This window comes from Methylobacterium sp. C33D, assembly GCF_053345825.1.
In genome coordinates this window covers 113,928-127,971 of sequence record NZ_JBKFAV010000001.1, presented here as the reverse complement: position 1 = coordinate 127,971, position 14,044 = coordinate 113,928, and the positions used below count along the sequence as shown (strand labels likewise).

Genomic DNA, 14,044 nt, shown 5'->3' with positions numbered 1-14,044 from the left:
CTCCGTCAGGCCTCGCCGCTCTCGGTCGGCCGGGTCAGATCCGGCGGCTCGAGGGCGACGCGGGCGGCGTGGAACCACCAGAGCGGGATGTCGCGATTGGCCTTCGCCAGTTCCGACGCCCATCCCTCCTTGGGCATGACGTCGGCGCGGTCCGCGAACAGGCGCAGCGCCGCCTCCGCGCGCTCCCGCCGGCACCGCTCCTCGATCGCCCGCCGCTCGGCCTCGGCGCGGGCGTCGGTCTGCTCGATGAGGCGCCGGGTGGCGAGATCGTCGGCGTCGAAGGCGAATTGCTGCCAGAAGGCCTCCGCCTCCCGCGCGACATCCCGCTCGCGGCGCAGCGTCGCGAGCGCCTCTTCCGCGGCGTCCCGCGCCGTCTCGGCCGCTTCGGCGCGGGCGAGGAGGCGGTTGTTGGCCTCGAGCAGTTCCCGCTCCCGCTCGGGCGCCATCCGCTGACGGCGCAGCACCCGCAGTTCCTCCTCGTCGGCGCGTCGGGCGGCCAGGAGGTCGGCCAGCGGGCCGGCCGCGAGAGCGTCGGCGGACCGGAGATAGCGCTCGCGCAGACCCGGGTGCCGGGCCTCCAGGTTCGAGTCGGTCCAGGCGGCGCGATCCTCACCTTCCGTCCGCTCGCGATCGTACAGAGCCTGAGCCAGAGCTTCGCGCAGGTCGTCCGGAAGTCGTTCAGCGCCGTGTCCGTTCATGAACCTGCATTCGCGATGAGCGATCGACAGAACCTAGAACGCGCGCGGACGCCGGGAGAGACCGCCGCCGCGTGACGCACGCGATTTTTTTCTCGAAGCGCCAGCCGCGCGCCAGCGGGCGACGACTGGTGCGACGACTGGTGCTTGTCCGCCGATCGCGGCTGGCCGGAGGCGACGGTCGATCGTCGCTGCTCCTGCTTGCCCGAGCCTGTCACGCCCGTCGGGACTCCGCTCCGCGTCGCCGCCGATCCCCGCCCCACCCGGCACCAGTTCGGGACGGGCACGGGACCGCCATGGTGTCTCGGTATTCCAGAGGCTTGGCCGGCCCGGAATCGCGATGGCGCCCGCCCTCGACCCGCGGTACATCGCGATCAGCGCCCTTCACGCGTCGATCGCAGTCGATGGTCCATACTGGCTACAACCCGGCTCTCGTCGCCCTGTCGATCGGTCTCGCGGTGTTCGCGTCCTACACCGCGCTGGATCTCGGCGCGCGGATCCGAGGGCCGGTCGCCAGACCGCGCTGGCCGTGGATCGCCGGCGCCGCCCTCGCCATGGGCGGCGGCATCTGGTCGATGCACTTCGTCGGCATGCTGGCCTTCGAGATGGGCATGCCGGCCGTCTACGATCTCGGACTCACCCTGCTGTCGCTCGCGATCGCCGTCGCGGCGACCGGGGCCGCCTTCATGTGGGTAGCGCGGGTCGGGGTCGGAGCCGGCGGCCTCCTCGTGGCAGGTCCGCTCATGGGTGCCGGCGTCGCCGGCATGCACTACACCGGCATGGCCGCGCTCCGGATCCCGGGCGACCTCGCCTACAGCCCGACCATTGTCGCGCTCTCGGTGGCGATCGCCGTGACGGCGGCGACCGCCGCCCTGTGGCTCTCCTTCCGGCGGCACGGCGTGTGGCAGAAACTCGCCGCGGCCTGCGTCATGGGCCTCGCAGTGGCCGGGATGCACTACACCGGCATGGCCGCGGCGACGATCACCGCCGAGGCGGCAGGCGCCCAAGCGGCCCACGCGGTGACCGGCGTCCCGGGCCAGCAGAACCTCGCCCTGTACGTCGCCGGCGCGACATTCCTCATCCTGTTCCTGGCGATGCTCGCCTCGTCGCTGGACCAGCAGCGCGTGCAGCGCGAGCTCCAGGCGAGCGAGGCGCGGTTCCGGGCCGCCGTTCAGGCCGTGCGCGGCGTGCTCTGGACCAACGATGCCCAGGGCCGGATGCTCGGCGAGCAGCCGGGCTGGAGCGCGATCACGGGGCAGACGCGGGAGGAATACCAGGGCTACGGCTGGGCCGACGCGGTGCATCCCGACGACATGGAGGCCTCCGTCGAGAGCTGGAACGCGACCGTCCGGGCGCGGCGCACCTACGTTCACGAACACCGGGTCCGTGTCCGCGACGGGACGTGGCGGCACTTCGCGATCCGCGCGATCCCCGTCCTCGACGCGCGGGGCCAGATCCGCGAGTGGGTCGGCGTGCACACGGACATCACCGAGCAGCGTCAGGCCGAAGCGGACCTGCGCGAATCGAACGAGGAGATCCAGCGCTACGCCTACATCGTCAGCCACGACCTGCGCGCGCCGCTGGTCAACGTGATGGGATTCACGAGCGAGCTGGAGGCGACTCGGACCGAGATCGCCGCGGCCCTCCGGGATCATCCGGCGGCGGAGCGGCTCGACGCCGACCTCGGCGAGGCCCTCGGCTTCATCAAGGCGGCGGTGAACCGGATGGAGGGGCTGATCGCCGCCATCCTGAAGCTCTCGCGCGAGGGCCGGCGACAGTTCTCGCCCGAAGCCCTCGACATGACGAGCCTGCTCCGCGGCGTGGCGGACGCCCAGCGGCATCAGGCCGAGGCGGTCGGCGCCACGGTGACGATCGCCCGCGACCTGCCGGAAATCGTCGCCGACCGGCTCGCGATCGAGCAGGTGTTCGGCAACCTGCTGGACAATGCCGTGAAATACCTCGACCCCAGCCGGCCCGGACACATCGCCGTCACGGCCAAGGCCGTGGGCGAGCGCGGCGTCTGCTTCTCCGTCGCCGACAATGGTCGGGGGATCGCGGCGCGGGACCATGCCCGCGTCTTCGAACTCTTCCGCCGTTCGGGCGCCCAGGACCGCCCGGGCGAGGGGATCGGCCTCGCTCACGTGAAGGCCCTGGTCCGGTCGTTCGGCGGACGGATCGAGATCCGTTCAGAACTCGGCGTCGGCACGACGTTCGACGTGACCTTGCCGCGCGGGACCGCTACAGCGATCCGGATAGACCCTGAACCGGCGCCCATCGCCGCCGAATGAGCGTGGAGCCGCCCGTGCATCCCGTCAGCATCGTGATGATCGAGGATGACGAGGGACATGCGCGCCTGATCGAGCGGAACATCCGCCGCGCCGGCGTCAACAACGACATCGTGCCGTTCCGGAACGGTACGTCGGCGCTGGAATACCTGCTCGGTGCGGACGGCTCCGGCGAGGCGAGCGCCCGACGGCACCTGCTGATCCTGCTCGATCTCAACCTGCCGGACATGACCGGCCTCGACATCCTTGAGAAGGTCAAAGCGAACCCGCACACGCGGCGGTCCCCGGTGGTGGTCTTGACCACGACGGACGACAGCCGCGAGATCCAGCGCTGCTACGACCTCGGGGCCAACGTCTACATCACCAAGCCGGTGAGCTACGACGGTTTCGCGAACGCGATCCGCCAGCTCGGGCTGTTCTTCTCGGTGATGCAGGTTCCGCAGAACCCATGAATGCCGCGCGTGCCAGCGGGGACGGCACCGCTGCGGCGGCACGCATCCTCTACATCGACGACGACCCCGGTCTCGGCCGCTTGGTCCGGCGCGCTCTGGAGGCGCGCGGCTACGTGGTCGAGCTCTGCCCCGGGGGCGCGGCGGGACTGGCGCGGCTCGCGCAGGGCGGAATTGATGCCGTCGCCCTCGACCACCACATGCCCGGGCAGACGGGGCTCGATCTGCTGCCCGAAATCCGCGCGCTGCCCCAGGCGCCGCCGGTCATCTACGTGACGGGCTCGGAGGACAGCCGCGTCGCCGTGGCGGCCCTGAAGGCGGGGGCGGTCGACTACGTCTGGAAGGACGTCCAGGGCCAGTTCCGGGAACTGCTCGGCGAGGCCGTCGCCACCGCTCTGCGCCAGGAGAGCCTGCGGCGCGACAAGGAACGCGCCGAGGCCGAGATGCGCGAGGCGCGCGACCGCGCCGAGCTGCTGCTGCGCGAGGTCAACCACCGCGTGGCCAATTCCCTGGCCCTCGTCGCGGCCCTCGCGCACATGCAGCGCAACGCGGTCACCGACCCGGCAGCGAAGGCCGCGCTCGACGAGATGCAGGCCCGCATCTCGGCGATCGCCGGCATCCACCGCCGCCTCTACACCTCGGACGACGTCGAATCGGTCGAGCTCGACGCCTACCTGCAGAGCCTCGTCGAGGAATTGCAGGCCGCGATGCGCGCGAGCGGGCGCGACCACGCGATCCGCCTCCGGGCCGCGCCGGTGAGACTCTCCACCGACAAGGCCGTGTCGGTCGGCGTCGTCGTGACCGAACTCGTCACCAACGCCTACAAGTACGCCTACCCGGTCGGCACCTCCGGCGAGATCCGCGTCGCGGTCGAGCGGGACGCCGACGACACCGTGCTGCTCGCCGTCGAGGATGACGGCATCGGCTGGACCGGGGAGGGCGAGATCCGAGGCACCGGGCTCGGGTCGCGCATCGTGCGCGCCATGGCGTCGAACCTGCGCTCGGCCCTGTCGTACGCCCCTCGAAGCGCCGGGACGCGCGCCGTGCTCGCGTTCCAGGCCTGAGCGTCCGGACCTAGCCGCCCGCTCGCCGGGCGATGCGGTCGAGGGCGTCGAGCATCGGCGCCAGCGCGTCCTCGTCGAGCTGCTGGAAGCCCAGCGCCCGACTCATGAACAGGCCGAGGATGGCGAAGTACAGGACCGAGCCCTCGCCCGGGGGCGCGCCCTCGATCCGTCCGAGCTGGTCCAGCTGATCCGCGACGAACGCCTGAAAGTCCTTCTGCGCTTCCGGCGATTCCATCGATGCCAGGAGCAGCGCGCGCGCGGCCTCGTTGTCCTCGCAGTAATGCGTGCGGATATGCGCCACCATCGCTCTGGGCAGTTGCGACGGGCCGGCCGGTATTTCCCGCGCGCAGGCGTCGATCTCCGCGCGCACATCCGCGAGCTTGCGGGCGACCAGCGCCGCCACCAGCGCGTCCTTCGACGCGTAATGGTGCAGAACACCGCCTTTGCTCAGACCGGCCTCGACCGCGACCGCGTCGATGGTCAGGCCCCGGACGCCGGCTTTCAGGAGCACCGCCGCGGCCGCCTCCAGGATGATCTCGGGCCGCGCCGCCAGTCGCTGTCGCTTCACCTGCATCACGTACCTGCATTAAAAACCGTCTGGACGGTATGTAACGGATGGCGTAGAGACGCGCCACGCAATTTGCACGAGTCGGGCCGACAAGGTCGATCGCATGAGCCGCATCACCTTCCTCCCATCGACATCTGTCCTGCTGATGTTAACCGCGCTGGCGTCGATCGGGTGCGCCCGGGCCGAGCCGGAAGCGGCGCTCGATCCAGCCCTCGCGCGGGTCCGCGTGGTGCAGGCGCGGCGCACACCGCTCGCGCTCGACGTCGTGGTGACCGGTGACATCCAGGCGCAGGCGCAGGTGAACGTCTCGTTCCGGACGAACGGGAAGGTCGCCGAGCGGCGCGTCGAGGTCGGCGACCATGTTAGCGCCAACCAGGTCCTCGCCGTCCTCGAACCCCTGACGCAGCAGGCCAATCTCGACAACGCCAAGGCCGCCCTCGCCTCGGCCGAGGCGCTGCTGACCCAGGCCAAGATGTCCTACGAGCGCCAGAAGCAGCTCCTCGCCGGCGGCTTCACGACCCGCTCGACCTACGACAACGCCGAGCAGGAGCTGCGCACGACCCAGGCGGCGGTCGACTCGGCCAAGGCGGCGCTCGGGACAGCGCAGGAGCAGTTCTCGTACACGGAGCTGCGCGCGGGCGTGTCCGGCGTGGTGACGAGCCGCAGCTTCGAGGTCGGCCAAGTGGTCCAGTCGGGCCAGACCGTGCTGGTCGTCGCCCAGGACGGGCCCCGCGACGCGGTCTTCAACGTCTACGAATCGCTGCTGGCCCAGCCGCCGGCCGGCGACACCATCGCGGTGGCGCTCCAGTCGGACCCGTCCGTCACCGCGGTCGGGACCGTGCGGGAGATCTCACCCACGGTGGACGCCGCGAGCGGCACGGTGCGGGTCAAGATCGGCCTCAAGGCGACGCCCGCCGCCATGGGGCTCGGGGCCGTCGTGATCGGCCGCGGACGCTTCGCGCCGCACGAATCCGTAGTCCTGCCCTGGTCGGCGCTGTACCGCTACGACGGTCGGCCCTCCGTGTGGATCTACGATCCGCAGCGCAGGACCGTCTCGGTCCGGGCGGTGGAGATCGACCGCTTCGGCCCCGACATCATCGCGCTGAAGCGCGGCGTCGAGCCGGGCGAGCGGGTGGTCGTCGCCGGCATCCAGTTCCTGCGCCCCGGCCAGACCGTCGCGGCCGCCGAGATCGGAGACCGCCCATGACGGCGCGCGAGTATCTCGTCCTGGGCCTCGTCGCGGCGGCGCTCGCCGGATGCAACGGGCACGGCGGTGACAGCGGGGAGGGCGCTGCGGCCGCCCCCGTCCGTCCGGTTCTCACGCAGGTGGTCGTGCCGAGCGACACCGTCACGTTCGGGCCGTTCGCCGGCACGATCGAGCCGCGCTACCAGGCGCAGCTCGGCTTTCAGATTCCCGGCCGCATGGTGGCGCGGGACGTCACGGTCGGCGACCTCGTCACCCGCGGTCAGCGCCTCGCGGCCCTCGACACGATCGTGACCCGCTTCGACCTGACCCGCGCCGAGGCCGACCTCGCCGACGCGAAGGCGCAGGCCGAGAATGCCGAGGCCGCGGAATCGCGGACCCGGCGCCTGATGTCCGGCAACGCCGTGTCCCAGGCCACCCTCGACCAGGCGGTCGCCAAGCGCGAGACCGCCCGGGCCCGGGTGGATCAGGCGATGGCGAGCCTTCAGAAGGCCCGCGACCAGATGGGGTACACCGAACTGAAGGCCGAATTCGACGGCGTCGTGACGCAGCGCCTCGCCGAGGTCGGCCAGGTGCTCAGCGCCGGCCAGGGCGTCGTGACCGTGGCGCGCCCGGACGTCCGCGAGGCGGTGGTCGACATCCCCGAGACCCATGCCGGGGCCCTGCCGGCGGACGGCGTGTTCACCGTCGCGCTCCAGAGCGCGCCGGAGCTGACGGCACGGGGGCGCATCCGCGAGATCGCGCCGCTCGCCGAGTCGGGGACGCGGTCCAAGCGCATCCGGATCACCCTGGACGATCCCGGCCCGGCCTTCCGGCTCGGCGCGACCATCAACGTGTCGCTGATGCGCAAGGTCCCGCCCACCGTCCTGCTGCCCGCGTCGGCGCTGCTCGAGGATAACGGCCGCCGCTCGGTCTGGGTCGTGTCGGCCGACGGAAAGACGGTGGCGCGCCGCGACGTCACCGTGGCGGCGCGGGACAATGCGGAGGACGGCCGCGTGGCGGTCGTCGACGGGCTCAAGGCCGGCGAGCGCGTCGTGGTCGCGGGCGTCCATGTCCTGAAGGAAGGCCAGGCCGTGCGCCTGACCGACGGCGCCGTCTGATCCGGCCGCACGGGGTTTGCGCGTGAAGGACTTCAACCTTTCCGACTGGGCGCTCGAGCACCGCTCGTTCGTCTGGTTCCTGATGCTGGTCTCGCTGGTCGCGGGGCTGATGGCCTATACGCGTCTCGGCCGCGAGGAGGACCCGCCCTTCACAATCAAGACCATGGTGGTGCAGACCACGTGGCCGGGGGCGACCATCAAGGACACCCTCGATCAGGTCACCGACCGGGTCGAGAAGGAACTCCAGCAGCTCAACGGCCTCGATTACGTCCGCAGCTACACGACGCCCGGATCGTCGACGGTGTTCGTCCAATTCCGCGACACCCTCAAGAAGAACGAGATCCAGCCGGCCTTCTACCAGGTCCGCAAGCGGCTCGGGGACATCAAAGGTCAGTTCCCGGAGGGCGTGCAGGGCCCGTTCTTCAACGACGAGTTCGGCGACGTCTACGGCAACATCTACGCGTTCACGGCCGACGGCCTGACGCACCGGCAGCTGCGCGACTACGTCGAGAGCATCCGCACCGAGGTCCTGCGGGTGCCGAATATCGGCAAGACCCAGCTGATCGGCACGCAGGACGAGACGATCTACCTCGATTTCTCCACCCGGAAGCTCGCCGGCTACGGCATCGATTTCCAGGCGCTCATCAAAGCGCTGCAGGCGCAGAACGCTGTCTCGGCCTCGGGCGTCGTCCAGGCCGGGCCGGAACGCATCTCGCTGCGGGTCAGCGGCTCATTCGCGTCCGAGGCCTCGCTCCAGGACTTCAACCTGCGGGTCAATGACCGCTTCTTCCGCCTCGCCGACATCGCCGAGATCAGCCGCGGCTACGAGGACCCGCCGGCGCCGCTGTTCCGAGTGGACGGCAAGCCCGCGATCGGCCTCGCCATCGCGATGCGTCCCGGCGCCAACCTGCTGCATTTCGGCGAGGCGCTGAAGGAGCGCATGCGGGCAATCGAGGCGAGGCTGCCCGTGGGCGTCGGCGTCCACCTCGTGTCGGACCAGCCCAAGCAGGTGGAGCACGCGGTCGGCGGCTTCACCGAGGCCCTGGTCGAGGCCGTGATCATCGTGCTCGCGGTGAGCTTCGTGAGCCTCGGCGTCCGCGCCGGCCTCGTCGTCTCGGTGTCGATCCCGCTCGTGCTCGCGATCGTGTTCGTGGTCATGCAGATCATGGACGTGACCCTGCAGCGCATCTCCCTCGGCGCGCTGATCATCGCGCTGGGCCTGCTGGTCGACGACGCCATGATCACCGTCGAGATGATGGTGGCCCGCCTGGAGCGCGGCGACACGCTCCGGAAGGCCGCCACCTTCGCGTACACGTCGACGGCCTTCCCCATGCTGACCGGGACCCTCGTCACCGTGGCGGGCTTCCTGCCGATCGGCTTCAACGGCTCCGGCGCCGGCGAGTACACCTACTCGCTGTTCGTGGTGATCGCGGCCGCGCTGCTGGTCTCCTGGGTCGTCGCGGTCCTGTTCGCGCCGCTCGTCGGCGTCACGCTCCTGCCGAAGACCATGAGGCACCACACGGAGAAGGAGGGGATCTTCACGCGCCTGTTCGTCTGGGCTCTGCGGCTCGCCATGCGCTGGCACTGGACGACGGTGGTGGTCTGCCTCGGGCTGATGGCGGCGGCCATCGTCGGGATGGGCCACGTGCAGCAGCAGTTCTTCCCGTCCTCGGACCGGTCCGAGGTGCTGGTCGACCTGACCCTGCCGCAGAACGCCACCATCGCCGAGACCCGGGCGCAGATGGACCGGTTCGAGGCGAACCTGAAGGGCGACCCGGACGTGACGAGCTGGTCCTCCTACGTCGGCGAGGGTGCGGTGCGCTTCTATCTCCCGCTCGACCAGCAGCTCGCCAACGCGTTCTTCGGCCAGATCGTCATCGTCACGAAGTCGCTGGAGGTGCGCGACCGCGTGATGGCACGCCTCCAGACCATCGGCCTGCGCGACTTCGTCGGCACCGACGTGCTGGTGCAACCCCTGAGCCTCGGCCCGCCCGTGGGCCGGCCGGTGCAGTACCGCCTCAGCGGACCGAACATGGAGACGGTGCGCCGACTCTCCCTCGACCTCGCCAACGTGGTGGCGGCCGACAAGCGCCTCGACGTGCCGACCTTCGACTGGAACGAGCCCGGCAAGGTCCTGCGGGTCGAGATCCTCCAGGACAAGGCGCGCCAGCTCGGCGTCACCAGCCAGGACGTCGCCGGCATCCTGAACGGGATCGAGGGGGGGCAAGCGATCACGCAGGTCCGGGACTCGATCTACTTGGTCAACGTCGTCGGCCGTGCCCGCGCGGCCGAGCGGTCCTCGCTGGACACGCTGCAGTCGCTGCAGGTCGGTCTCGCGAACGGCACGGTGGTCCCGGTGCTGGCTTTCGCGCGGATCGGCTACGATCTCGAGCAGCCGATCGTCTGGCGCCGCGACCGCCTGCCGACCGTGACGGTGCGGGCCACGATCCACGACGCGACACAGCCGGCCACCGTCGTGGCCGCGCTGCAGCCGGGCATCGACGCCTTCATCAAGGCGCTCCCGGAAGGCTACACGGTCCAGACCGGCGGCGCCGTGGAGGAATCGGCCAAAGGTCAGGGCCCGATCGCGGCTGTGGTCCCGGTCATGCTGCTGGCGATGGCGTTCCTGCTGATGATGCAGCTCCAGAGTTTCGGGCGGATGCTGCTCGTCTTCACCGTGGCGCCGCTCGGCCTGATCGGCGTCGTCCCGGCGCTGCTCCTGTTCGACAAGCCGATGGGCTTCGTCGCCATCCTGGGCATCCTCGCGCTCATCGGGATCATCATCCGCAACGCGGTCATCCTGGTGAGCCAGATCGAGGAGTTCCGCGACGAGGGGATGGCGCCCTGGCAGGCGGTCTTCGAGGCGACCCACCACCGCATGCGACCGATCCTCCTGACCGCCGCTGCGGCGAGCCTGGGCCTGATCCCGATCGCCCGCGAGGTGTTCTGGGGGCCCATGGCCTTCGCGATGATCGGCGGCATCCTGGCGGCGACCTTCCTGACGCTCCTGTTCCTTCCGGCCCTCTACATCGGCTGCTACCGCATCCGCCCGGATGCGGGCGGCACGCCGGCGGCCCACGCCGGCTGATCGGCCGGTTCACGCGATCGCAGCGCCTGCGGGCGCTGCGAGAAACGGTCGGCCCGCCCCTCCGCCCCCTCAGGGCGGGCCGACCGTGACGATCTTTCGCGCGGGCGGGACCACGCCGCGCGAGACCCGACGGCGCTTCGGCGCGTAGGGTGCGACGGTAACGAGGACCGTCCCGCCCATGAACGCCTTCATCGCCGTCGTCCTGGTCTGCGCCAATGGGATCGCCCAGGATGCCTGCACGGACGCCGAGGCGCTCGAAGTGCGCAAGGTCCGGGTCGCCAACGAGCTCGGCTGCGCCACCGGCTGGCAGGAGATCATCGCCCGCACCGAGCTGCGCGAGGAGATCGGCAAGACCGCCTACCTGAAGACGGAGTGCCGCCGGGTGAAGGAGCCCCGATGACGCCGGCGGCCGCTATTTCTCGTACTTGATGTAGGCGAAGCGCGGATCGGTCGGGGTGCCCTCGAGCCCCTGTCCCTCCAGGCCCGGCTGCCAGGACACGACCTCCTCGATCTTCCGGGCGAGGGCGAAGTCCTTGTCGGTGATGCCCTTGGCCGCGTGGTTCATCAGCCGGACCTCGACCCAGGCGTAGGACGCCGTGATGTCCGGATGGTGCCACGCCGCCTCGGCGAGGTGGCCGACCGTGTTGATCACCATCAGGGTGCTCTTCCATCCGGACGTCTTGTAGGTGCGCCGGATCCACCCGTCCTCCAGTCGCCACGCGGGCAGTTCGGCCTTCAGCCGCGCCTCCACGGTTGCCTCGTCCAGTGCACCTTCGCGTCGCTCGCTCATGATCTTCGTCTCCGATGAAACCGTCGCGGTCGAGGGTGCCGCCGCGGCCGGTTGCGCGCAAGCGTGTTTGCCACGGTGGACGGAAACCGGTGTGAGCCCTATGACCTTTTGCCAATGGCGTCCGGCTCGGTCGGCACTCCAGTCTGCCGCCGCTGAAGACTGCGCAATACGATGGGAGAAGGCGTGATGCTGTCACGGCGCGCGATGCTCGCCGGGGGCCTGCTCGGCGGCCTCGGCCTGCGGGCGGCGCGCGCCGACGTGCCGACGATCCGCCTCGGGAGCCTGCCCTTCGGCACGTCGACCTGGGAGGCGGCGGTGATCAAGGCCCGCGGCCTCGACACGGCCAACGGCTTCGAGCTCGACGCGGTCAAGCTCGCCGGCAACGACGCGGCCCGGATCAGCTTCATCGGTGGACAGGTCGACACGATCATCGGCGACCTTCTCTGGGCCGCGCGCCTCGGCAACGACGGTCAGGCGGTGCGCTTCATCCCGTACTCGACCTCCGAGGGCGGCGTGATGGTGGCGGGCGACAGCCCGGTGAAGAGCCTCAAGGACCTCGCGGGCAAGCGCCTCGGAGTGGCGGGCGGCCCCCTGGACAAGAACTGGCTCCTCCTCCGGGCACAGGCCAAGGACGCGGCCGGCATCGATCTGGAGCAGGCCGCCGAGATCGCCTACGGCGCGCCGCCGCTGATCACGCTGAAGCTGGAGCAGGGCGGCCTCGACGCCGCGCTGACCTACTGGACCTACTGCGCCCGCCTCAAGGCCAAGGGCTATCGGCAGCTGGTCGGGGCCGAGGACATCATGCACGCCCTCGGGGTCCCCGGCGACGTGGCGCTGATCGGCTACCTGTTCCAGGACGCCACCGTGAAGGAGAAGCCCGCGGCCGTGGCGGCCTTCGCCCGGGCCTCGCGGGCCGCCAAGGACATGCTCGCCTCGGATCCGAGCACGTGGCAGATCGTGCGCCCGCTGATGGCGGCGGAGGACGAGGCGACCTTCGAGGCTTTGAAGCACGATTTCCTCGCCGGCATCCCGCGCCGCACCATCGCGGAGGAGCGCGCCGACGCCGAGAAGCTCTACGCGGTGATGGCGCGGCTCGGCGGCGCCCGCCTCGTCGGCAAGGGCGACGCGCTCCCGCCGGATCTCTACTACACCGGCCGCAATGGTTGAGGCGCCCGCCCGGCGGGCACGCGTTTCGGCCGTCCCGAGCACCGGGACCGCATGGGCGCGCTGACCCGCATCGCGTCCCTGGCCGTGCTCCTCGCCGCCTGGCAGATCGCCGCGCTGGAGGCGGGCTCGCGCCTGCTGCCGGCGCCCCTCGCGGTGCTGCGCTTCATCGTTCAGGAGGCGGAGCGCGGCGACCTCGCGCACAACGTGGGCATGACGCTCCTCCGCGTGGCGATCTCCTTCACCGTGGCGATGGTCCTCGGCGTCCTCCTCGGCGTCGCGCTCGGGCGCTCCAAGGCCGCCGACCTCACCCTCGACACGCCGCTGCTCGTCCTCCTCAACACGCCCGCCCTGGTGATCACGGTCCTGGCCTATGTCTGGGTGGGGCTGACCGAGACCGCGGCGATCCTCGCGGTGGTGCTGAACAAGCTGCCGAACGTCGCGGTGATCGTGCGGGAGGGGGCGCGGAACCTCGATCCCGGCCTCGACGAGATGGCCCGCGCCTACCGGCTCGACCGGCGCAGCTGGGCCCTCGATATCCTGATCCCGCAGCTCCAGCCCTACATGGTCACGGCGGCGCGGTCGGGCCTGTCGCTCGCCTGGAAGATCGTGCTGGTGGTGGAGCTGCTCGGGCGCCCGGACGGAGTCGGCTTCGCGATCAACTACTACTTCGTCCAGAGCACCGACGTGGCGGCCATCATCGGCTACAGCCTCGTCTTCATGGCCGTGATGATCGGCATCGACGTCCTCCTCCTCCAGCGGCTCGAAGCGTATGTCCGTCGCTGGCGCTGACCCCGTCCTCCAGGTCGCGATCGCGTCCAAATGGTACCGGCCCGCGCGGGCCGAGCCGGTCGAGGCTGTCCGGAACCTGACCTTCGGCGTCGCTGCCGGGGAGATCGTCTGTCTCATCGGACCGTCTGGCGCCGGCAAGACCACCACCCTGCGGATCCTGCTCGGCCTCGACACCGCGTTCGAGGGCCGCGTCTCCGGCGCGGACCGGGCGGGCATCGTGTTCCAGGACCCGCGGCTGCTGCCCTGGCGCAGCGTCGAGCACAACGTCCGCCTCGGTCTGCCCCGGGCGCGGCGCGGCCGTGACCTCGACGATCTGTTCGCTCGGCTCGGCCTGACGGCCTGGCGGTCGCGCTACCCGAAGGCCCTGTCGCTGGGCATGCAGCGGCGCGTGGCGCTGGCGCGCGCGCTGGTCGACGGCCCGCGCGTCCTCGTCCTCGACGAGCCGTTCGTCTCCCTCGACGACGCCGCCGCCGCCGAGCTGCGCGGCCTCGTGGTCGACACGGTGGACCGAACCGGCATGAGCGTCCTGATGGTCACGCACAACGTCGCCGAGGCGATCGGGATCGCCGACCGCCTGCTGCTGGTCTCGCGGCGACCGGCGAGCCTCATCGCCGACGTGCGCCTCGACCGGCCGCGCCGGGCGCGCGACCGCGCCTGGGCCGAGGCGACCCGGGCGAACCTCGCCGCGCAACATCCCGCGATCATCGCGCAGTGACGCGCGGTGCGCGAGTCGATCGCACGACCGGCCGCGCCCGGATCGAAGGCTGAGATCCGGGCACCGGCCGATCCGAACGACCATCCGTCCGGAGCCCCGACATCGATCGGGTGCCGCATCGGCCATTTCC

General features: G+C 70.8%; 13 protein-coding genes. 10 read left to right on the top strand and 3 right to left on the bottom strand.

Annotated elements, in window-relative coordinates; genetic code table 11:
* Positions 1 to 5 precede the first annotated feature (5 nt).
* Positions 6 to 698, bottom strand: a complete 693-nt coding sequence (locus ACLBXO_RS00710) for a hypothetical protein (protein ID WP_447684165.1) — start codon at positions 696 to 698, stop codon at positions 6 to 8.
* Between the two features lie 401 nt (positions 699 to 1,099).
* On the opposite strand from ACLBXO_RS00710, the gene ACLBXO_RS00705 reads away from it, so the two are divergent.
* From ACLBXO_RS00705 to ACLBXO_RS00695, 3 genes are read left to right on the top strand one after another with little or no spacing between them, the layout of a single operon-like run.
* The gene (locus ACLBXO_RS00705; RefSeq protein ID WP_447684164.1) at positions 1,100 to 2,983 is read left to right on the top strand and encodes an MHYT domain-containing protein; all 1,884 of its coding nucleotides are present in this window, start codon (positions 1,100 to 1,102) and stop codon (positions 2,981 to 2,983) included.
* On the top strand, positions 2,980 to 3,432 hold the full coding sequence (locus tag ACLBXO_RS00700; protein WP_447684163.1) for a response regulator: 453 nt from the start codon (positions 2,980 to 2,982) through the stop codon (positions 3,430 to 3,432). The genes ACLBXO_RS00705 and ACLBXO_RS00700 overlap by 4 nt, the downstream gene beginning before the upstream one ends.
* Positions 3,429 to 4,493 carry a sensor histidine kinase gene (locus ACLBXO_RS00695; protein WP_447684162.1) on the top strand — a complete coding sequence of 355 codons (1,065 nt, stop codon included), beginning with the start codon at positions 3,429 to 3,431 and terminating at the stop codon, positions 4,491 to 4,493. The genes ACLBXO_RS00700 and ACLBXO_RS00695 overlap by 4 nt, the downstream gene beginning before the upstream one ends.
* A 10-nt stretch (positions 4,494 to 4,503) precedes the next feature.
* Here the strand turns inward: ACLBXO_RS00695 and ACLBXO_RS00690 are convergent, their stop codons facing one another.
* On the bottom strand, positions 4,504 to 5,067 hold the full coding sequence (locus ACLBXO_RS00690) for a TetR/AcrR family transcriptional regulator (protein WP_331318008.1): 564 nt from the start codon (positions 5,065 to 5,067) through the stop codon (positions 4,504 to 4,506).
* A gap of 97 nt (positions 5,068 to 5,164) precedes the next feature.
* On the opposite strand from ACLBXO_RS00690, the gene ACLBXO_RS00685 reads away from it, so the two are divergent.
* The 4 genes from ACLBXO_RS00685 to ACLBXO_RS00670 all read left to right on the top strand — a co-directional run bounded on the left by ACLBXO_RS00685 (position 5,165) and on the right by ACLBXO_RS00670 (position 10,853).
* Entirely contained in the window at positions 5,165 to 6,268 is a 1,104-nt protein-coding gene (locus tag ACLBXO_RS00685; protein ID WP_447684161.1) for an efflux RND transporter periplasmic adaptor subunit, read from the top strand.
* Positions 6,265 to 7,365 (top strand): efflux RND transporter periplasmic adaptor subunit, encoded by a 1,101-nt coding sequence (locus ACLBXO_RS00680; RefSeq protein WP_331318010.1) that lies wholly within the window; start codon positions 6,265 to 6,267, stop codon positions 7,363 to 7,365. Before ACLBXO_RS00685 ends, ACLBXO_RS00680 begins: the two co-directional genes overlap by 4 nt.
* 22 nt (positions 7,366 to 7,387) lie before the next feature.
* Positions 7,388 to 10,453 (top strand): efflux RND transporter permease subunit, encoded by a 3,066-nt coding sequence (locus tag ACLBXO_RS00675; RefSeq protein WP_331318012.1) that lies wholly within the window; start codon positions 7,388 to 7,390, stop codon positions 10,451 to 10,453.
* Between the two features lie 178 nt (positions 10,454 to 10,631).
* On the top strand, positions 10,632 to 10,853 hold the full coding sequence (locus tag ACLBXO_RS00670; RefSeq protein ID WP_331318013.1) for a hypothetical protein: 222 nt from the start codon (positions 10,632 to 10,634) through the stop codon (positions 10,851 to 10,853).
* A 12-nt stretch (positions 10,854 to 10,865) separates the two neighbouring features.
* Here the strand turns inward: ACLBXO_RS00670 and ACLBXO_RS00665 are convergent, their stop codons facing one another.
* Entirely contained in the window at positions 10,866 to 11,243 is a 378-nt protein-coding gene (locus tag ACLBXO_RS00665; RefSeq protein ID WP_447684160.1) for a 4a-hydroxytetrahydrobiopterin dehydratase, read from the bottom strand.
* Positions 11,244 to 11,429: 186 nt separating this feature from the next.
* Here ACLBXO_RS00665 and ACLBXO_RS00660 point away from each other — a divergent pair, with 186 nt between their 5' ends.
* The 3 genes from ACLBXO_RS00660 to ACLBXO_RS00650 are packed head-to-tail and all read left to right on the top strand — an operon-like array spanning position 11,430 to position 13,914.
* Positions 11,430 to 12,410: an ABC transporter substrate-binding protein gene (locus ACLBXO_RS00660; protein WP_447684159.1), complete on the top strand. Its 981-nt coding sequence runs from the start codon at positions 11,430 to 11,432 to the stop codon at positions 12,408 to 12,410.
* 51 nt (positions 12,411 to 12,461) lie between these two features.
* Positions 12,462 to 13,199 (top strand): ABC transporter permease, encoded by a 738-nt coding sequence (locus ACLBXO_RS00655; protein ID WP_331318018.1) that lies wholly within the window; start codon positions 12,462 to 12,464, stop codon positions 13,197 to 13,199.
* Entirely contained in the window at positions 13,180 to 13,914 is a 735-nt protein-coding gene (locus ACLBXO_RS00650; RefSeq protein ID WP_447684158.1) for an ABC transporter ATP-binding protein, read from the top strand. Before ACLBXO_RS00655 ends, ACLBXO_RS00650 begins: the two co-directional genes overlap by 20 nt.
* Positions 13,915 to 14,044 lie beyond the last annotated feature (130 nt).